Source organism: Melghirimyces profundicolus, assembly GCF_003054245.1.
Classification (GTDB): domain Bacteria; phylum Bacillota; class Bacilli; order Thermoactinomycetales; family DSM-45169; genus Melghirimyces; species Melghirimyces profundicolus.
Genome location: NZ_QBKR01000013.1, coordinates 25,396 through 42,223, shown reverse-complemented (window position 1 = coordinate 42,223; position 16,828 = coordinate 25,396). Strand labels below are relative to the sequence as shown.

Below are 16,828 nucleotides of genomic sequence, written 5' to 3'. Positions count from 1 at the left end.
CTTCCGTCACATGGATCTGTATGAAACCCTCCAGGAGTTGAGCGGATAAATATCTCCCATTTCGAAAACCAGGGCGGGGATGACTCCCGCCCTTCGTGCTTAAAATCAAAAGATGCGTTTCCGTTTCTCCATCGTTACACCGTGGATTAACCTTCAGTGAAAAAGCCACAGGCTCCGCCCGTGACCCAGTCTGTGGCTTTCAGAAAAATTTTTTTCTGTCCCGTTCTTCCTTAAGGATCTCCACCGCTTCCCGGAACCGCTGGGAGTGAACCACTTCCCGTTCCCGGAGGAACTGCAGGCCGTCCTGCAGGTCCGGGTCGTCGGTCATATTGATCAGCCACTGGTAGGTGGCCCGCGCTTTCTCTTCCGCCGCAACGTCCTCGTACAGATCGGCGATGGGATCGCCCTTGGCTTGAAAATACTCAGCGGTAAAAGGGTGGCCCGCCGCGTTGTGGAAGAATAACGCCTTGTCATGGTCGGCATAGTGATCTCCCAGGCCCGCTTCCATCATCTGTTCCGCGGTGGCGTCCTTGGTCAGTTTGTAAACCATGGTCGCGATCATTTCCAGATGGGCCAGTTCTTCCGTCCCGATGTCGTTGACGATCCCGATCACCCGGTCCGGCAGGGTGTACCGCTGGTTAAGGTAGCGCAGGGCCGCCGCCAGTTCCCCGTCGGCTCCCCCGTATTGTTCCATCAAAAACTTCGCCATCCGGGGGTCGCATTGATTCACCCGGACGGGATACTGGAGCTTTTTTTCATATACCCACAAATTCAAAACCTCCTGTACCCGGTTACACTTGCCATGGCCACGGGGCTTCCTTCCATGAAAACGGACTGGCGGAGTAACTGTTCCCAAAACCGTAGAGCGGACCGAACATGGACTGGAAGCGGTTTTTGAGTGCCGCACTCCGTTGCACGTACTCGTTGTACTGCTGAACCGCCTGTTGGTCATCGGGGTGGGTGTCCAAATACAGGTTCAACTCCACCAACACAAAGTCGACCGCCTGGATCTCCTCCATCATCCGGAAGTACATCTCTTTTTGTTCATCCGTTATCGGGGTTCTCCCCGCCACCGTCCACACCTCCTCCCGGTCCTTTGTAAGGATTGGTATACGGCGCGAACAACGCCGGCCAGAGCGTCCCCTGTTTCAATGCTTCCCTCGGGTGGTACTGAGGGAGGTTGGGCGGCTGAAACCCCATGTACAGCTGGGGTGGGGTTTCGTACGACTTCACCCGCATCGGCGGACAGGGATCCAAAGGGCTGACATACGGTTCGTAATACTTCCGGTAGGTGTACAATCCTCCGCCCTCCTTCTCCTTCCCGTTGTCTCCTGTACTCTATATATTTCACGGCCGGGCCTTTTAGAACAACCGTTGAAAAACGCGGCCGATTTCCCGTTTTTTGAACGGACCTGCCGGGGACATACTAACGAAGGACACTCGAAAGAATTGAGGTGAACCCCATGCCCCTGATGGAAATCAGCATCGTGCCCGTGGGCGGTGAAACGCCCAGCTTCAGTGAGACAGTCAAGGAAGCCTGCCGTGTGGTTGAGCAGAACGGCCTCTCCTACCAGGTCACCCCGACAGCCACCGTGGTGGAAGGAGAGATCGATCAGCTGATGGCCGTCTCATCCGATATCCACCGCTCCACCCTCCAAAACGGCATCCGCCGCGTCGTCACCCAGATCACCATCGACGACCGGCTGGACGGGCCGATGGAACTGGGGACCCAGGTGGATAAGGTCAAGAAGCAATAAACGACGAAAAAAGAGAGCCTTCAGGAGGGTTCTCTTTTTTTCGCCAGGAAAATGACAAGCCGACCGAGAAGAAACCAAACAGAAAAAGCGAAAGGAAAGGATGATTCGGTGATCACCATTCAGAAGGGAAATCTGTTGGAGAGTGACTGCACGGTCATCGCCCACCAATGCAATTGTTTCGCCACCATGGGTGCCGGGATCGCCAGCCAGATTGCCCGGCGATATCCTGAAGCCCTGGAAGCCGACAAAAACTTTGACATCCCGGCCGGAGACCGAAATCGGTTGGGAAAAGTCTCCTACGCCCACAGCGACGGGCGTCTCATCTTCAACCTCTACGGGCAATTCCACTATGGAAGCGGAACCCGTGAGACAGATTATGATGCGCTGCAACGTGCCTTGGATTCCATGTTTATCGAACTTTACCGGCACGAAGATCCCTCTTGCTACAAAGTCGGTCTGCCTTACGGGATCGGCTGCGGCCTCGCGGGAGGATCCTGGGAAACCGTGGAAGCCATCATCCTGGAGAGCACGGAAAAATTCGATCACGACGTTCACCTGTATAAGCTTTAAAAAAAGACAGAAGGGAACCAGGGTTCCCTCCTTCCCTGCCATCTTGGCGAACCGCTGTGGGGACCCACCTCTGAAAGGCTGGACGGCCACCCGAATTCTTAAACGGGGTCCAATCCCGGGACGAAAAAGAGACCTGCATGACCAGGCAACCCGTCAGCGGAAGACCATCCGCCGACGGTATAACTGCTGTGTTCATCTGCTTGGATCCGTTTGAAGACCACAGTTGGAAACGTCCATCCCCTCATTTCGCAGGCGGCCCTGAAGAGACCCTTTATTTTACTTTAAAAGTATATAAAAAACGCCTTCTCAGGCGCTTTTCCGCTTTCTCCGGTTGTGGCGGATGATGCTTTGGATCCGGGTGTACACCCGGGGATTGTTTAATTTCCTGAACCCTTTGATTCCCGGGGCCCGGTTCATTTCGATCAGATAGACCTTTCCGGTTTTGTCGAGCCCCATGTCCATGCCCCATATGGTTTGACGCTTGAACTTTTCGTCCAACTGTTTTGCGATCTTTATCGCCAACCCTTCGATTTCGTCCAGGATGACCTCCGGGGCTTTTTCCTTCAGGCCGGCAAGGAGGAGGGCTTTCCGGGTCGGGAGAACGATTCCGCCCGTCGCCAGGTTGGTGTTGAACCAACCTTTTTGGGCGAGCTTGGCGTAACTTCCCGTCACTCTCCAAGGCTCACCGGCTTTTCGCTGAACCATCACCCTTAAATCGAAGGGTCTGCCATCCACCGAAGCCAGATCGATGTATTCCTGAACGAGATATTTTCTCCCCTGCATCCGCTTTTCCATCTGACGGATCAAAAGCCTCAGGTCCCCAAAAGTCCTCCGCTTCCGGTTGTAATGAAGGATGTACTGCTCTTCCCCTTTTTTCGTCACTTTCATCATGCCATATCCCCTGCACCCCACCTCCCTTTTGACAATCACCTCCCCGTATTTCTCAAGAAAGGAACGAAACGCCTTTGTGCTGTAAGGGACCGTGTGGGGGAGAGCATCTTTGATGCCTTCATTCCCGACCAACAAAAGATACCGGGTCCACTTGGTGTCTCTTTCCATTCGACTCACCCACATCCTGACTGGTCCCTATATCTCTATGCACCGGCACAGCGGGAGTTAAGGGCGGTTGCAAGATTGGGTGTTTTGCCTGGGGAAGTGCATAGTCAGAGGAGAGAGTTCCACCATAGTCTATCAGGAAAGACAGAATGAGAAAGGGGGATACGGGATGGATGGCCCCTTCACCCTGACGATTGAGAAGTCCTCCACCGACCGGCTTTACATGCATCCGGAAACCGCCGCCGTGTACGGCATAAAGGCACTGGAGACCCGAACCCTGAAATTCGGAGCCGCCACTCGGATCGTTCAGGTGGAACCTGACCCCAACCTGGACCGGAGAAACCTCCTCCGATTGTCCGAAAGCCTGCTCCACTCCATGAACATCCCGCTTCCGCCACGTTATGAAATCGTGTCGGGGGACCGGGAGATCCAGGTCGGACCCCTGATCGGAATGCTGGTGTCGGGAACGGAACAAGGACTCCGCAGGAGACTGAGATTCCTGTCCCGGTATACCCAACACTATCCTTCCATCAACGGGGTTCTTCTGGCATTCTCCCTGTCCGGCGTCAACCGGAAAGAAAAACAGGTCAGCGGCTTCTATTACCACCCGGAAAAAAAGAATTGGAAACGGGTCACCGTCCCCTATCCCGACTCCATTTTCAATATGATCACATTGAACGACCGTTGGAGGTCGCATTTTCGGAATTCCCTGGACAGGTGCCTGTTCAACGAGTATCGCTTCAGTAAATGGGAGATGTATCAAGCCCTGAAAGAACACCCCGAGACCCGGGATCATCTTCCGGAAACCCATCTCCTGGCTTCCCTGTGTGACCTGGTTCCCTATTTGGATTCCTGGGACGGAATTTACATCAAGCCGGTCGCGGGCAGCCTCGGAAGAAGCATCTACCGGATCAGAAAAAACGGGTCCGGTTATAGTTTGAGCACCAGTAACCGGAGAGGAAACTTCAGTATCCGTCTTGCAAATGAGAAGGCTTTGCTGAAGAGCCTGAAAAAACATCTCGATCCGGAAAAGACCTACCTATTTCAACCCTTGCTCCGCATTTGTTACCCCGGGGGGATCCGGGATTTCCGTCTCATCGTGGTCAAAGACGAAACCGGGGAGTGGAAGGACGTGGGACTGATCGGCCGCCTCGGCAAAAGGGGGGCCGTGGTCAGCAGCAGCATCACAGGTGCACGCCGGGAACCGGGAGAGGCCACGATCCAGAGCCTCGTTGCCGAAGAGAGGGACGCTGATTCAGTGAGAAAGAAAATGTCGGAGCTCGCCCTGAGCGCCGCCCGGATCATGGACCGGAAACACCACTACGGAAACTTTGGCATGGACCTGGCCATGGATCAGGACGGGAAGCTCTGGCTGATCGAGATCAACTCCAGGGACCCCCATCATTACAAAGCCGCCAAAGCGGGCAGAAAGGATCTGGCCAGAGAAGCCTGCCGTTCCAACCTCGCCTACGCCAAACGTCTCGCGGGGTTTTACCGCCCCGAACATTCAACATCCCCGTCAAATCCATACCGGCAGGATCGCTCCCACGCAAGGACGGAAGGGAATCCGGAAACCATTTCCGCCGGAACCGATGTTCATTAAAGACACCTTTAGAAGCGTTGTGATTGAATGTTCGTTTCGAGAAAAGGGGAAGCGTTTGCCCAAAATAGCGACTTTGCTGTCCTGCCCAGCGGAGAATCAGCCAGCAAGGGCGTTTAGGGGCAAAAGCTTCTCTGTGTTGCATCCGAAGACGTTTTGCCCCTGCCCGCAGCAGGATGATTCGGAGCGGACAGTGCAACCATCTCTGCAGGACAGCATAGCGAGACCGGGGAGCGCAAGCGACCCAGGCGAGACTTGTGCTCTGTGAGTGCATAGCGAGACCGGGGAGCGCAAGCGACCCCAGGCACGACTTGTGCTCTGTGAGTGCATAGCGAGACCGGGGAGCGCAAGCGACCCAGGCGAGACTTGTGCTCTGTGAGTGCAGCCGGAGCGGCTTTGGGTAAATGCTGCCGCTCACTTTTTCACAAAAGTTCCAGGAGGACTCCGATTCATTCCTTCCTGTAATCAAACCACCCCTGTTTTATGGCGTGAATCGCCGCCTGGGTCCGGTCCTGGAGTTCCAGCTTGCCCAGGATACTGCTGACATGGGTCTTCACCGTTTTTTCGGCGATGACCAGTTCGGCGGCGATTTCTTTGTTGCTTTTTCCCGCCGTGATCAGGCGCAGAACCTCCCGCTCTCTTCGGGTCAGCACATCCGGTCCATTTTTTTCCTCCCTTGAAACCCCGGAGGTGAATTGGTGTACCAAGTGGCCCGCGGCCCGGGGGTGGAGGTGGGTTTGTCCCTGGTGAGCCGCCCGGATGGTTTCCGCCAGCTCATCCGCCTCGATCTCTTTCAGTTGATATCCTTCCGCCCCGGCCCGAATCGCGGGCAAGACATGGTCCTGGTCGGAGAAGCTGGTGAGGACCACCACTTTCACCCCGGGATGGGCCTCCTTCATCTTTCGGGTGGCTTCCACTCCGTCCATCTCCGGCATCACCAGGTCCATCAGCACCACGTCGGGCTGCAGGCGTTCCATCTCTTCCACGGCCTCTTTTCCGTTGGACGCCTCGCCGACGATTTCCATATCTTCCTTCGTTTTCAGGAAAAGACGCAATCCCTTCCGCACCATGGGATGGTCATCCACGAGCAGGATCCGGATCGCCATGTTCCGCACTCCTTTCTCTGAGGGGAAGCACCGTCCGGCAAAGGGTCCCCTCCCCGGGACGGCTTTTCACCGTAAAGGTGCCGCCCAATAGTTCCGCCCGCTCCTTCATGCTGGTGATCCCGAGGGACCATTTCCGGTTGAGGTCCGGATCATGGGAAAAACCCCGCCCGTGATCCTCCACTTCCAGGAGGACCTCATCCTTCCCGATTTTCAGGACAAGTAATACCTGATCGGTTCCCGCATGACGGCTGATGTTGTTGAGCGCTTCCTGTCCGATCCGCCAAAGGGCTTCCTCCACGTTCCGGGGAAGATCCCGGACCCCTTCCACCCGGTCTTCCACTTTCAGACCCAGACGTCGGCCGTAGTCCCGAAGCTCGGTGAGCACCCCCTTTTCGAGACCCGGGGGACGGAGTTGCCAAATCAGGGAACGCATCTCTTTCAGCGCTTCCGTTGAGAGGTTTTGGATGTCTTCCAGGCTCTCCCGAATTTCTCCCGGCGGCAGGTCCTGAGCCGCTCTGGCGGTCAACGAAAGGGAAAACAACTTCTGGTTGACGGAGTCATGCAAATCACGGGCCAGCCGGTTCCGTTCCGCGGACACGGTCAGTTGCTGTCGTTCCTCCTCCAGACGGGCGCTCTCCAAGGCAAGGGAAAGATGTTCGCCCAACGCTTTCAGCACCGGAAGGTCTCCCTCTCCGATCCCGCCCGCGCGGTTGACTCCCACGGATAAGACACCGATCCGTTCCGTCCGCATGGAGACGGGAACGGCGGCCACCGCCGCGCAATCGGGCCAAAAAGCTTGGATCGTCTCCAGAGATCGATCCCCGCTCACCGCCCGCTGCTCCGCGAAAGCTGCGCTGACGGGACCCAATTTCTCCAGGGGAAACCGGGTTTCCGGGGACACACAGGTGCCCCGGAAGTAGAGGGAGGCCAGTTTAAACCGTTTCCCTTCTTTCACCCACATCGCCACAAAAGGCCAACCGAACAGCCGCCCCACCTCACACACGGCTCGTTCGGGCAAGCCGTTGTCACCCCGGACGGACCAGATCGCCCGGCTGGCTTCATCCAGCCGGGCGTACAGCTCCGCCCGCTTTTTCTGGGCCTGGATCAACCGTGTTTTCTGAACGGCGGTTCCGATCTGGTAAGCCACCGCTTCCAACAGAGCCAGTTCCTCCTCGGAAAACCGCTCTTTCCCGGGGGAAGCCACATTCAAAAGCCCGATCCGTTCCTCTCCCGCCGTCAGCGGAACGGTGGCATGGTGCGTGATGCCCCCCGTATCTCCCCAATCGTATTTGACCGCGTCTTCCAGGCGCTTGCATTCGATGATGTTGACCGCTTCCTTCAACCGTCCGTCCCAGTATCGGTTCAGACACCAACAGGATCCCCGGCACATCGGCCGGCCGCCATCCCGGGACAGAGCGGGGGGAAGTCGGTGCACAGCCACCGGTTCAAACCCGGGCCGCTCCTCCGTAAGAAAGATCCAACCGGTGGAAAGACCCGTCACATTCAGCAACTCTTCCAACACCGATTGCAGCATCGGACGAACCGCCGTGGACCGGTTCAGCGTCTCGGCAATGGTTCGCAGGGTTTTCCACCGGGGGTCCCGGAGCCCTCCCGCCATCTCTCTTTCCCCTTCCCTTTTGTCCATCTCTTTGTCAACCGTACGGTTTTGTTCCACTTTTAATATATCATGATCGGGACGATGGCAAAACGGCACCGGCCGAGCGGGATAAGTTCGTTCTCCTTCCTGATCCAGAAAACAAAGCCACCCGGATGAAGATGAAAATATCTCCATCATTTCAGGAAAAAGGAATGAAGTCTCCCGTGCCGAATAAAAGTGATATGTGAAAAGGAAGGAGGTCGGTCATCATGAACAAACAAACGAGAATAGAGCGTTGTTGCCGGACCGCAAAGGAGGGAACGCATTTCGATTGATACGGAAGGGGAGAAAGAAAGTTCATGCAAGCAACTGCTTTGTTGGTGATTGATGCACAGACCGGATTAATCGATGGTGACGAGATGCATGATCCGGTTTGGGAGGGAGAGAGGCTCCTTAAGAATATCGGTATTCTTCTGCGCAAGGCCAGGGATGCCTTCGTGCCGGTCATTTTCGTCCAAGATGACGACGTGGCTCCCCCGGAATCCGTGGAGTGGCGGGTTCATCCTTTGATCGCCCCGGTACCCGGGGAAGCGTCAGTACGAAAAGTGGCAACCGACGCCTTCCATGGGACGGACCTGGATGAAAAGTTACGCCGGGCAGGGATCACCCGGCTGGTGATCGCGGGATGCAAAACGGAATATTGCATCGACACCGCTTGCCGAAGGGCGACCACATTAGGTTACCAGGTGATCTTAGCGGCCGACGCCCATTCCACCACGGATAACGGTGTCCTGGCGGCGGATCGAATCGTCGCTCACCATAATCACATTCTGAACGGGTTAGATAACGTAGAAGCTGAAATTAGTACCCTTCCCGTGGCAGAAATCACGTTCTGAACCGGAAACGGGTATCATCATGCCAAAAAGACGTCCTCCTCTACGGGAGGCGTCTTTTTTTGATCACAATGTGGCGGCTGAATTTTCTCCTTCCGGATCATCCCACGCGTTCCTTTGGAACGACGAGGACCATGATCAGGTACAAGAGCCCGAAGGGAAAGAAACCAGTAAAAATCAGCAATAGAACGAACACAACCCTTACCAGGGTCGAATCAACGTTCCACCATTTTGCCAATCCCCCGCAGATTCCGAAAATCTTTCGATCCGTGCGGGATCTTCGCAGCCGTGTCATCGGTGAATCCCCCTTTTCCCGGCTTCATTCCGAACTTCCATAGCATTCCCTTCTCTCCCAAATTGAGGGAAAGGGACGGCTTTTTTCATTCCTTTGATGATAAGTATAGGAGCAAAACCGACTTCTCAAAACAAACCCCGGGGATAAGTCCGACTCCGACCCGGGTCTGATTTTTGCGATCCGCATTCACGTCCCGCGGCAAGGCGCACATACGGCTTTCTCCACCTGACAACGGGGGTTGCTTAAACACCAAAAACCACCTTGTCGATCAAGGTGGTTTCCGCTGTACCGCACTCAGGAACGGTCGGTTGACCGTTCCAGCCAGTCCACCCGGGGGATGGTGACTTGGAACTCCCGCGTCACCAAAGCGGGGAATCCGCGCAGGAGACCTTCTTTTTTCTCCTCCAGGTCCAAAGTGGAGGAGAGATGCCCCTTTGCCAGATGGGAAGGAATTTTCTGTTCCCGGTAGATATTGGACAGGGTTCGGAGGAGGTTGTGGGGAAAGAGCAGTTGGGCATAGATGAGACCGTATTCCGCCTCTTCGAGAGGCGCCGTTTCCTGGTAGGCCTTCAGGATCGCTTCCGCCGGAGCAAGAGAGCCGGTCCGTCCGTAAGCATACAGAATGAACCGGGCCAGATCCCGGCTCCTCCCATCCAACACCAGGCGGTTCCAGTCAATGAGATGCGGAATCCCGGCCGCGTCCCAGACCCAGTTTCGCCGATGGGGGTTGCAATGGCAAGCTTCCCCGTTCTTCCGCGTCTCGAGGACGACGGAATCTCCACCCAGTTTTTCGAGATAACGAAGGGCGGTCTCCAGCATTCCTTCTGTAAAGGTGCACTGCCGTAACCAAAGCCGGTCCACCGGTGTTGTTTCCTCGCTGAGATCGGCGGCCAGCTTGAACATGGAGACTTGCTGTCCGAGATCTCGCCATATTCGCTCCCATTTTCCCGTATGGACGAAAGAACCCAGTCCCCGGGAGGGGTCGAACCCTTTGGAAACGGAATGGACCCGGGCCAGGGTCCGGGCGGCCCGGGACCAGCGATCCCCAATCCTAAGATCGTGCACCTCTCCTTTGATCCAGGGAAGAAGGACATAACGGCGTCGGTGACCCGCCACGGTGACAGCTCCCCGACGGGTGAGAACCGGAGAGGGAATCTGGGGGGACCCGGTTTCCGATATATATTCCGCCAACTCCCTTACCAACTTCCAGCGCCCTTCTTCCCGATCGTGCACCCGTTTCAGGCCGAAAATTCCCCTGTCGGTTGTGAGCTGCAGGATTCCCTCCACGGGGCGGGCCGCTTTCACCCGGAGCCCGTAATGGTGCCGGAGAACTTCCGGCAACCGCGGCTCCCCCGTCAGTTTTTTGATGCTGCCGACCTCGGACATCGGGCTCTCCCTCCGTTTCCTGCAACCGATGCTGTCTACTCTATGTATAGGCGGGAGAAAGTCGCCCTATGCCCCGTTTAGCGTTTTGCCTTGGATGCGGGATGGATCACATCCAACCCTCCGGTCACTTGGATGAGGTTTCCCGTGACAAAATCGGATTCCGGGCTGCACAGGAACCGGATCACCCGCGCCACGTCCTCGCCGGTTCCCGGTCGGCCCAAGGGGGTTTCCCCGTCTTGGCACCCCATTACCTCGGAAATCCGCTTCTCTTTGTTTTCTCCGACAATATCGCCCGGGCAAACCATATTGGCTGTGACCCCGAAGGGGGCTTCCTCCACCGAGAGCGTTTTGACAAAAGAGACCAATCCCGTCTTGGAAGCGGCATAGGCGGCCCGGTCCGGCCAAGCCGGGGCTTCCCCGACCCTCCCGAACCCGAACAGGATAATGCGTCCGTGGCCGCTTTTCCGCAGATGGGGAAGGGAAGCATGGGTGGTGTGGAGCGCGCTTTTCAGGTTGCCGTCCACCATGGCGTCGATCTCTTCCGGGGTATAATCGGCAAATCGGCGACGCTCCCGGACAAAGGGTCCCACGGCATGTACCAGCGCATCCAGACCTCCGAACCGTCCGATCACCTCTTCCACCAGACGGTCCGCGGGACCGCGACGGCTGAGGTCAGCCTGAAAAACATGCACCGTACTGCCCTGCCGTTTCAGATCTTCCGCCAGCTCCCCGGCCTCCGATACATGGTCTCGGCAATGAACGGCCAGAGACCAACCCGCTTCCGCCAAAAGTCGGGCCGCCATCCGGCCCAGCCCCCGGGAACTGCCCGTGACCAACGCTGTCCTGTTCTTTTTCGTCAGCATGACGTCCTCCTCCGTACCGCTTTTTTATGATCTCCCTGAACAGATTGGGCCAACCTGCCGGAACATATTCCGGCGTCCTTTTTGCCACAATAACGTTATGTTTCTTTGGGGGGAAGGATATGGGTCATGAGATCAACATAACGGAAGAAGAAGTTCACCGGGCCACCCTTTCCCGGTTGGAGGAACGGGGAGTGGACCTGGACCAGGTCGCCGACCTCGTCTATTACCTACAAAAGGATTTCCACGAAGAACTCACCCTGGAAGAGTGCCGGACTCACGTGGACCAGGTGCTGATCAAGCGGGAGGTCCAAAACGCCATCCTCACCGGGATTCAGCTGGATATCCTGACGGAGAAAAATCTGCTGTTCGAGCCCCTGCAGGATATGATCCGCCGGGACGAGGGCCTTTACGGAATCGATGAAATTCTGGCCACTTCCATCGTGAACGTTTACGGCAGTATCGGGATGACCAACTATGGATTCATCGACCGGATGAAGCCGGGAATTCTTGAGGAACTGAACAACAAAACCTCCGGGCGGATCCACACCTTTCTGGATGATCTGGTCGGTGCCTTGGCCGCCTCCGCCGCCGCCCGTCTTTCCCATAACCGGAAGAGGCAGCAGGACGCCCAAAAAACCTCCTAGCCCGGTAAAGAAAAGACCCGAGCCACCCCGGGTCTTTGTTCTTTATGCCGTCGTCCGGTAGATCCAGACTCCTGCTTCCTTCTCCCGCACCAGCTCCCCCCCAAGTCGGAGATATTCCAGGTGGGCCAGCGTTTCCGAGAGGGCGAAGCGGAGGTTGTGGATGGTTAAGTTCTTACCAAACATCCGGCAACAGACTTCCACGGCATTGGCTCCTTTCCCTTTCACCCATCCCTTCATGCGCTCCAGGCGTTCCCCGTGGTGTCGTCTCAGCTCTTCGATCCGCTCATGATAATGCTCAAAAGCGGGGCCGTGGGCAGGAAACACCTTTTTGACCGGAAGTTGGTCCATCTCTTCGAGCATGTTCAAATAAGTGCGGAGCGGATCGGGGTCACAACCGGGCCACAAGCTGATATTGGGGGTGATTTTGGGAAGCAGAAAATCCCCGCCGATCAGCCACCCCCGTTCTTCATCGTAAAAACTGAGGTGGCCGTCGGCATGCCCCGGCGTATGAAGAATCCGGTATTCCCGGTCTCCCAGGCGGATGGTTTCCCCTCCCCGGATAAATTCCGGTTCGGGGTGGGGTTGGACCCACTTTGTGAAGCCGCGCAGATGTTCCGGTATTTTCTCCACCCATTCGGATGACAATCCGTGACCGGCGTAAAAACGGGCCATCTCTTCCGGCTGGTCTGAATCCTCATCCCAAAAAAGGGAGGCCTGTTCAAAATCCGTACGGGACATTTTCACCGGGGCTCCGGTTTGCCGTTGCATCCAACCGGCCAATCCATAATGGTCCGGATGGTAATGAGTGAGGACAATTCTCTCCACTTCGTTCCAGTCGAATCCTATGGTCTTTCCCGCTTCTTCCCAGGCTTCGATATCCCCTTCATAATGGAGACCCGTGTCCACCACGGTATATCCATTGCTACCTTTCAACAGGTAGGATTTGATGATTTTCAGGGGGAAAGGCAAAGGCAGGGGAACTTCCCATATATCCTCCCAGCGGTTCATGGGCAACCTCCTCTAGATGAACTCCCATTCCCTCAGGTTTCGGACCGTATAGGTCGCCCGGATGGATCCTTTCCGGTACTCCTCTGCCGTGGTGACACCCCCGAACACCAACAGGGTGTCGATTCCGGCCTTGACACCGGCCTGGATGTCGGTACTCAGGTTATCCCCCACGATCAGGGTTTCTTCCGGCCGGACCCCCAGGCGATCCAGGGCGTACTCCACAATGGGGCGTTCCGGTTTTCCGATGAAAACGGGGCGGACTCCGGTGGCGGCGGCCACGGCCGCGCACAGAGAACCGTTGCCGGGCAACAGCCCTTCCTCCGTGGGCAACACCAAATCCCCGTTGGTTCCGTAAAATCTCGCCCCGGCCCGGATCGCCAGACAGGCTGTCTTCATCTTATCATATGTGAAGGTGGGATCGAGGCCGATCACCACCGCATCGGGGCGGCTCTCCGTCAGGCGCAAGCCCGCTTGAACGAGCGCCGCCTTGAGCCCCTCCCCGCCGACGGCGTACACGTCAGGAGAATTCAGCTCTTCCGCCAGATGGGCAGCCGTCGCCTGAGCCGACGTGACCACCTGCTCCGGCGTTGCCGGGTAACCGAATCCGCGGAGCTTCTCCGCCACCTGTTCCGGACGGCGGGTGGAGTTGTTCGTGAAATACAGATAGGACAGGTCCCTCTTCCGTAACTCTTTGATAAAGGAAAGCCCGGCGGGAACCACTTCCTCTCCTTTAAAAAGAGTTCCGTCCAAGTCGATCAGATAGCCGCGATAACGTGTCATGGGTTCACCCTTCCGTAGAAAATCATGCGGGGGCTCTCCTCTTCGGAATACGGGCTTCCCTCAAAATCACCCCGCACCCCTTCCACGGTCAGACCCGCCTTTTCCATCATTTCGACCATCCGTGTCCTGTCGTACATCTTAACCCGTTCCCGATATTCCCGTTGTCCGCGGGAATCGGACAGCGTGATTTTCTTACGGACAAAATCTCCGTCGATCCACCGTCGTTCAGTGATCTTCACCCCGTTTTCCTCCCGAACACTCTCGGGGACGAGGTTTTTCTCCACGGCGTTCCGATTGAGGAAGTCGATCAGAAAGCGCCCCCCGGGCTGTGTCACGCGATGGATTTCAGACAGGACTTTTTCATTCTCCCCGTCTTCGATGAAATAGCCGAAAGAAGTAAAGAGATTGAAAACGGCGGCAAATTCGTTTTCTTCAAAGGGGAGATCTCTCATGTCCCCCCGGACATAACGGATGTCCCGACCCTTGGAAGCCTTCTCGGCATACTTCAGTAAAACGGGCGAGAGATCGATTCCGGTGACCTTCAATCCGAGGTCATCCAGCGAGATGGAATGGCGGCCGGTCCCACAGCACAGATCGAGAACCCGGTCCCCCTTTTTCAGATCCAGCCAACCGGCGGCGGCACGGATTTCCCGTTCCGCGTTGGCCCGGTTGCGGTGACGATACACCAACAGATAATCTTCTCCGAAGCTTTCTTCATACCATGGCATGTTCGGTTCCTCCCGTCTGTTCACCAAAAAGAACGACACAAAGGTGCCGTTCTTCCCCGGACGCCCGGCCGGGGCATAAGAACCCGTTCCGGTGCGAGGGAAGACGGCCGGATGATGGCCGTCACCGGGACCGGATTCCGGCGTCACTTCTCCCGTCCATTCTACCTGAAGCGGCCGGGGATTGAAACTTCCTTCAGGAGAAAGGGGCGCCTTTCACCGTCCGGAGCGCCTCCCTCACCAATCGGTCCGCTCGTTCCAATGCCGCTTCCCCATTCGCGGGAAACGGACACTCCCAACCAAACGCACGAGCATTGGAACAGGCGATATGATACGACCCCGCCATCGCTGTGCGCAGGTGAAGGCAGGATACCACAGTGTCGCTGGCTTTGTTCCCCGATACGGGGAGATAAACGGGGATCAGATCCAGAATCTCGACGGCCATGTCGTGTAGACGCCGAATCGGCTTCAGCCATTCCTTTGGTTTCACTTGCTCTTTTTCACGAATCATTTCCCCCACGATCCGGATATCTTCATCGACCAAAAACTCTGCTTCTTTCCGCCATTCCCTGATCCGCCTCCAGTCACTGGCAGGATTCCTCTCTCCCACACTCTCTCCTTTCTCCGCCAGGGAAGATACGGTCAGTTCCAACAAGGAGCAAGCCATCATAACCGATGCGGCCAAGCTGCTTCCCGCCGCCGGACTGGGGATCTTCCGCTCGGCCATCCGCTCGCAAAATCCGGAGAGGGAATGAAAGGCAAAACGGCTCATCAACGTTCTTCTCCCTTGGGGCCCGGGTAGGCGGAACCCAGCTCCTGTTTCAGATAATCCCGGACCCACGTGATATAAGAATGAAAGACTTCCGTGTCGGACAGTTCCCGAAACAGCTCTTCCTCCGACACTTCATGGTATCGACGGACCAACCGGTCCCGGAAACGAATCAGTTCCTTCAGCCGGACCGCCCCGTATGAGGGAACCACGTTTTCATCTTCCAAAATGTCGACAATGTCGAGGTAACCGCCCGGATCCCGCATGATGAACCCGTCGATCATGGTGCTGCCCACATCGATGACGCATTCCACCCCGATATGTAACGCCCGTGCCCCGGCGAAACAAGCCAGCCGATCGTCCCGGGACCACGCCTCTCGGGCGTCAAACATCACATCCAAACATCTCTCCAGGTACTCCAACTGGCTCTTGATCCGTTCCGTATCCACTTCATAAATCATTCATGCCACCCTTTCCCGTCGTTGGCTTCAAACCCCCTCCATTATAGCCCAGTCCGCCCCTCTGGGGAAGACGGACCCTTTTTGCATATTTTCACCCGGATATCGAAGGATAGTAAGGAAATCACCTCCAACAGAAAGGCGGGGAAAAGGATGCAACTCAGCACCAAAGACCTGAACTATCTCAAAGACGAAATGTCCTGGGAGCTTTTGGCCTTCAAGAAGTGTCACCATTATGCCAAAGAGTGCCAGGATCCCCAAGTGAAACAGCTGATCGATGACATCGGCCGCAAACATCAGCAACACTACGAACAGCTCCTGCAACAACTGAACGCCGCAAATGCCGGCGGCACCCAAGCAACCCAACCCGCTCCATCGGGTGCCAACATGACACAATGAGGAGGGAAGGCCCTTGAAAAACCCACAACCGCAACAAGGCCAACAAGCGGGAGGGCAAGCCCAGTCCCAGCTTTCCAAAATCAAAGGTCCGGAAATGAACGATCGTGACCGAATCAATGATGTGCTGGCCATGGAAAAGTACATGATGTTGGCTTACAACGTCGCCTCCAATGAAGCGAGCAATGATGCGCTCTACAGGGTGCAGATGAACATCCTCTCCGACATTCACCAGTGCCAGCGGGATGTTTTCAACCTGATGCACGCCAAAGGCTGGTACAAATTTGACAACGCCGATCAACAAAACGTCGCCAAAGCCGCCCAAAAGTTCACCAACTACCAGACCCAGTTTCCCTACCGGTAATCCACAGCAAAACCGGTCGGATTACATCTCCGGCCGGTTTTGTTTTGTCTCCAACACCAGAAGGCAGCGAAGCGTCCGGGTGCGGAATCCCATGAATTCTTCCTCGATCTCTTCCACCGCGTGAAAACCGTGCTTTTCGTAAAACCTTCGCCCCTTCCGGTTCTCTTTTTCCACCCAAGCAACCAAGTTTCGAACCGGCGCCTGATCCAACAAGCGTCCGAGGAGAGCCGAACCCGCACCCAGAATCCGGATCCACGTAGATGCGGGTCAACTCATAAACCCCGCCTTCCCGGGCAGCCATCTCCGCAAAAGCGATCAGATGTCCCCGGTTTTCCGCCGCCCAAAAAAAGGGATTCCCTCCCTTTACGACTGAACGCAAAGCGTCAGGGGAATAAGCGGAAGATTAAAATTTTTCAATCACTTCTGATGGTAAGATCCCGTCATAGGTATCTCTCCAGGAACGGACAGCCACTTCCCGGATTCCTTCAATGTCTTGATCCGATACCGGACGAACCCGAATCGTCAAGTTCACCCCCCCTTTGTGCGGATTATATCATACCC

Annotated in this window: 23 protein-coding genes; 7 read left to right on the top strand and 16 right to left on the bottom strand. The window is 56.2% G+C overall.

The annotated features are described in order from the left end of the window. Nucleotides 1–199: 199 nt before the first annotated feature. The 3 genes from C8P63_RS10250 to C8P63_RS10240 are packed head-to-tail and all read right to left on the bottom strand — an operon-like array spanning nucleotide 200 to nucleotide 1,299. On the bottom strand, nucleotides 200–769 hold the full coding sequence (locus C8P63_RS10250; RefSeq protein ID WP_108023825.1) for a manganese catalase family protein: 570 nt from the start codon (nucleotides 767–769) through the stop codon (nucleotides 200–202). Between the two features lie 22 nt (nucleotides 770–791). Beyond that, on the bottom strand, nucleotides 792–1,034 hold the full coding sequence (locus C8P63_RS10245; RefSeq protein ID WP_108023823.1) for a spore coat protein CotJB: 243 nt from the start codon (nucleotides 1,032–1,034) through the stop codon (nucleotides 792–794). Nucleotides 1,035–1,044: 10 nt separating this feature from the next. Continuing rightward, the gene (locus tag C8P63_RS10240; RefSeq protein ID WP_108023821.1) at nucleotides 1,045–1,299 is read right to left on the bottom strand and encodes a spore coat associated protein CotJA; all 255 of its coding nucleotides are present in this window, start codon (nucleotides 1,297–1,299) and stop codon (nucleotides 1,045–1,047) included. A 164-nt stretch (nucleotides 1,300–1,463) separates the two neighbouring features. On the opposite strand from C8P63_RS10240, the gene C8P63_RS10235 reads away from it, so the two are divergent. Further along, nucleotides 1,464–1,757: an MTH1187 family thiamine-binding protein gene (locus C8P63_RS10235; RefSeq protein WP_108023819.1), complete on the top strand. Its 294-nt coding sequence runs from the start codon at nucleotides 1,464–1,466 to the stop codon at nucleotides 1,755–1,757. Between the two features lie 108 nt (nucleotides 1,758–1,865). Continuing rightward, nucleotides 1,866–2,327: a macro domain-containing protein gene (locus C8P63_RS10230; RefSeq protein ID WP_170109604.1), complete on the top strand. Its 462-nt coding sequence runs from the start codon at nucleotides 1,866–1,868 to the stop codon at nucleotides 2,325–2,327. A 306-nt stretch (nucleotides 2,328–2,633) separates the two neighbouring features. Here C8P63_RS10230 and C8P63_RS10225 read toward each other — a convergent pair whose 3' ends face one another. Beyond that, nucleotides 2,634–3,386: a YheC/YheD family protein gene (locus tag C8P63_RS10225; protein ID WP_170109603.1), complete on the bottom strand. Its 753-nt coding sequence runs from the start codon at nucleotides 3,384–3,386 to the stop codon at nucleotides 2,634–2,636. A gap of 166 nt (nucleotides 3,387–3,552) precedes the next feature. On the opposite strand from C8P63_RS10225, the gene C8P63_RS10220 reads away from it, so the two are divergent. After that, nucleotides 3,553–4,986 carry a YheC/YheD family endospore coat-associated protein gene (locus C8P63_RS10220; RefSeq protein ID WP_108023813.1) on the top strand — a complete coding sequence of 478 codons (1,434 nt, stop codon included), beginning with the start codon at nucleotides 3,553–3,555 and terminating at the stop codon, nucleotides 4,984–4,986. A 446-nt stretch (nucleotides 4,987–5,432) separates the two neighbouring features. On the opposite strand, the gene C8P63_RS10215 is transcribed toward C8P63_RS10220, so the two are convergent. Together C8P63_RS10215 and C8P63_RS10210 are read right to left on the bottom strand one after the other, a co-directional pair. Next, nucleotides 5,433–6,089 (bottom strand): response regulator, encoded by a 657-nt coding sequence (locus tag C8P63_RS10215; protein WP_108023811.1) that lies wholly within the window; start codon nucleotides 6,087–6,089, stop codon nucleotides 5,433–5,435. Further along, on the bottom strand, nucleotides 6,061–7,764 hold the full coding sequence (locus tag C8P63_RS10210; protein ID WP_245920833.1) for a GAF domain-containing sensor histidine kinase: 1,704 nt from the start codon (nucleotides 7,762–7,764) through the stop codon (nucleotides 6,061–6,063). The genes C8P63_RS10215 and C8P63_RS10210 overlap by 29 nt, the downstream gene beginning before the upstream one ends. A 281-nt stretch (nucleotides 7,765–8,045) precedes the next feature. Between C8P63_RS10210 and C8P63_RS10205 the strand changes: the two genes are divergently transcribed. Next, nucleotides 8,046–8,582 (top strand): cysteine hydrolase family protein, encoded by a 537-nt coding sequence (locus tag C8P63_RS10205; RefSeq protein WP_108023809.1) that lies wholly within the window; start codon nucleotides 8,046–8,048, stop codon nucleotides 8,580–8,582. 97 nt (nucleotides 8,583–8,679) lie between these two features. On the opposite strand, the gene C8P63_RS10200 is transcribed toward C8P63_RS10205, so the two are convergent. The 3 genes from C8P63_RS10200 to C8P63_RS10190 form a co-directional block, all read right to left on the bottom strand. Further along, nucleotides 8,680–8,874, bottom strand: a complete 195-nt coding sequence (locus C8P63_RS10200; protein ID WP_108023807.1) for a PspC domain-containing protein — start codon at nucleotides 8,872–8,874, stop codon at nucleotides 8,680–8,682. A 294-nt stretch (nucleotides 8,875–9,168) separates the two neighbouring features. Next, nucleotides 9,169–10,260 (bottom strand): phosphotransferase, encoded by a 1,092-nt coding sequence (locus C8P63_RS10195; RefSeq protein ID WP_108023805.1) that lies wholly within the window; start codon nucleotides 10,258–10,260, stop codon nucleotides 9,169–9,171. Nucleotides 10,261–10,337: 77 nt separating this feature from the next. Then, nucleotides 10,338–11,123, bottom strand: coding sequence for an SDR family oxidoreductase (locus C8P63_RS10190; protein ID WP_108023803.1), 786 nt, complete (start codon nucleotides 11,121–11,123; stop codon nucleotides 10,338–10,340). A 119-nt stretch (nucleotides 11,124–11,242) separates the two neighbouring features. On the opposite strand from C8P63_RS10190, the gene C8P63_RS10185 reads away from it, so the two are divergent. Beyond that, nucleotides 11,243–11,767, top strand: a complete 525-nt coding sequence (locus C8P63_RS10185) for a phosphatidylglycerophosphatase A family protein (RefSeq protein WP_108023801.1) — start codon at nucleotides 11,243–11,245, stop codon at nucleotides 11,765–11,767. Nucleotides 11,768–11,809: 42 nt separating this feature from the next. On the opposite strand, the gene C8P63_RS10180 is transcribed toward C8P63_RS10185, so the two are convergent. From C8P63_RS10180 to C8P63_RS10160, 5 genes are all read right to left on the bottom strand, one after another. Continuing rightward, entirely contained in the window at nucleotides 11,810–12,775 is a 966-nt protein-coding gene (locus C8P63_RS10180; RefSeq protein WP_108023799.1) for an MBL fold metallo-hydrolase, read from the bottom strand. A gap of 12 nt (nucleotides 12,776–12,787) precedes the next feature. Then, a complete protein-coding gene (locus tag C8P63_RS10175; RefSeq protein ID WP_108023797.1) occupies nucleotides 12,788–13,555 on the bottom strand; it encodes a TIGR01457 family HAD-type hydrolase in 768 nt (255 codons plus the stop codon). After that, nucleotides 13,552–14,283 (bottom strand): class I SAM-dependent methyltransferase, encoded by a 732-nt coding sequence (locus tag C8P63_RS10170; RefSeq protein ID WP_108023950.1) that lies wholly within the window; start codon nucleotides 14,281–14,283, stop codon nucleotides 13,552–13,554. The genes C8P63_RS10175 and C8P63_RS10170 overlap by 4 nt, the downstream gene beginning before the upstream one ends. Before the next feature lie 193 nt (nucleotides 14,284–14,476). Further along, complete coding sequence (locus tag C8P63_RS10165; protein ID WP_108023794.1) at nucleotides 14,477–15,052, bottom strand: hypothetical protein; 576 nt, start codon at nucleotides 15,050–15,052, stop codon at nucleotides 14,477–14,479. Beyond that, on the bottom strand, nucleotides 15,052–15,510 hold the full coding sequence (locus tag C8P63_RS10160) for a DUF86 domain-containing protein (RefSeq protein ID WP_108023792.1): 459 nt from the start codon (nucleotides 15,508–15,510) through the stop codon (nucleotides 15,052–15,054). The genes C8P63_RS10165 and C8P63_RS10160 overlap by 1 nt, the downstream gene beginning before the upstream one ends. Before the next feature lie 150 nt (nucleotides 15,511–15,660). On the opposite strand from C8P63_RS10160, the gene C8P63_RS10155 reads away from it, so the two are divergent. Both C8P63_RS10155 and C8P63_RS10150 read left to right on the top strand, forming a co-directional pair. Further along, nucleotides 15,661–15,906 carry a ferritin family protein gene (locus tag C8P63_RS10155; protein WP_245920831.1) on the top strand — a complete coding sequence of 82 codons (246 nt, stop codon included), beginning with the start codon at nucleotides 15,661–15,663 and terminating at the stop codon, nucleotides 15,904–15,906. 13 nt (nucleotides 15,907–15,919) lie between these two features. Next, nucleotides 15,920–16,267 carry a spore coat protein gene (locus C8P63_RS10150; RefSeq protein ID WP_245920829.1) on the top strand — a complete coding sequence of 116 codons (348 nt, stop codon included), beginning with the start codon at nucleotides 15,920–15,922 and terminating at the stop codon, nucleotides 16,265–16,267. A gap of 21 nt (nucleotides 16,268–16,288) precedes the next feature. Here C8P63_RS10150 and C8P63_RS10145 read toward each other — a convergent pair whose 3' ends face one another. Further along, a complete protein-coding gene (locus tag C8P63_RS10145) occupies nucleotides 16,289–16,510 on the bottom strand; it encodes a GNAT family N-acetyltransferase (RefSeq protein ID WP_281258709.1) in 222 nt (73 codons plus the stop codon). 160 nt (nucleotides 16,511–16,670) lie between these two features. After that, nucleotides 16,671–16,793: a hypothetical protein gene (locus C8P63_RS19780; protein ID WP_281258704.1), complete on the bottom strand. Its 123-nt coding sequence runs from the start codon at nucleotides 16,791–16,793 to the stop codon at nucleotides 16,671–16,673. Between the last annotated feature and the right edge of the window lie 35 nt (nucleotides 16,794–16,828).

Bases quoted from the DNA above. Each gene is read 5' to 3' on its own strand.
- C8P63_RS10175 (WP_108023797.1), bottom strand. From the start codon at position 13,555: ATGACACGTTATCGCGGCTATCTGATCGACTTGGACGGAACTCTTTTT.
- C8P63_RS10235 (WP_108023819.1), top strand. From the start codon at position 1,464: ATGCCCCTGATGGAAATCAGCATCGTGCCCGTGGGCGGTGAAACGCCC.
- C8P63_RS10225 (WP_170109603.1), bottom strand. From the start codon at position 3,386: ATGGAAAGAGACACCAAGTGGACCCGGTATCTTTTGTTGGTCGGGAAT.
- C8P63_RS10195 (WP_108023805.1), bottom strand. From the start codon at position 10,260: ATGTCCGAGGTCGGCAGCATCAAAAAACTGACGGGGGAGCCGCGGTTG.
- C8P63_RS10170 (WP_108023950.1), bottom strand. From the start codon at position 14,283: ATGCCATGGTATGAAGAAAGCTTCGGAGAAGATTATCTGTTGGTGTAT.
- C8P63_RS10160 (WP_108023792.1), bottom strand. From the start codon at position 15,510: ATGATTTATGAAGTGGATACGGAACGGATCAAGAGCCAGTTGGAGTAC.
- C8P63_RS10200 (WP_108023807.1), bottom strand. From the start codon at position 8,874: ATGACACGGCTGCGAAGATCCCGCACGGATCGAAAGATTTTCGGAATC.
- C8P63_RS10205 (WP_108023809.1), top strand. From the start codon at position 8,046: ATGCAAGCAACTGCTTTGTTGGTGATTGATGCACAGACCGGATTAATC.
- C8P63_RS10185 (WP_108023801.1), top strand. From the start codon at position 11,243: ATGGGTCATGAGATCAACATAACGGAAGAAGAAGTTCACCGGGCCACC.
- C8P63_RS10155 (WP_245920831.1), top strand. From the start codon at position 15,661: ATGCAACTCAGCACCAAAGACCTGAACTATCTCAAAGACGAAATGTCC.
- C8P63_RS10245 (WP_108023823.1), bottom strand. From the start codon at position 1,034: ATGTACTTCCGGATGATGGAGGAGATCCAGGCGGTCGACTTTGTGTTG.
- C8P63_RS10190 (WP_108023803.1), bottom strand. From the start codon at position 11,123: ATGCTGACGAAAAAGAACAGGACAGCGTTGGTCACGGGCAGTTCCCGG.
- C8P63_RS10220 (WP_108023813.1), top strand. From the start codon at position 3,553: ATGGATGGCCCCTTCACCCTGACGATTGAGAAGTCCTCCACCGACCGG.
- C8P63_RS10215 (WP_108023811.1), bottom strand. From the start codon at position 6,089: ATGGCGATCCGGATCCTGCTCGTGGATGACCATCCCATGGTGCGGAAG.
- C8P63_RS10180 (WP_108023799.1), bottom strand. From the start codon at position 12,775: ATGAACCGCTGGGAGGATATATGGGAAGTTCCCCTGCCTTTGCCTTTC.
- C8P63_RS10165 (WP_108023794.1), bottom strand. From the start codon at position 15,052: ATGAGCCGTTTTGCCTTTCATTCCCTCTCCGGATTTTGCGAGCGGATG.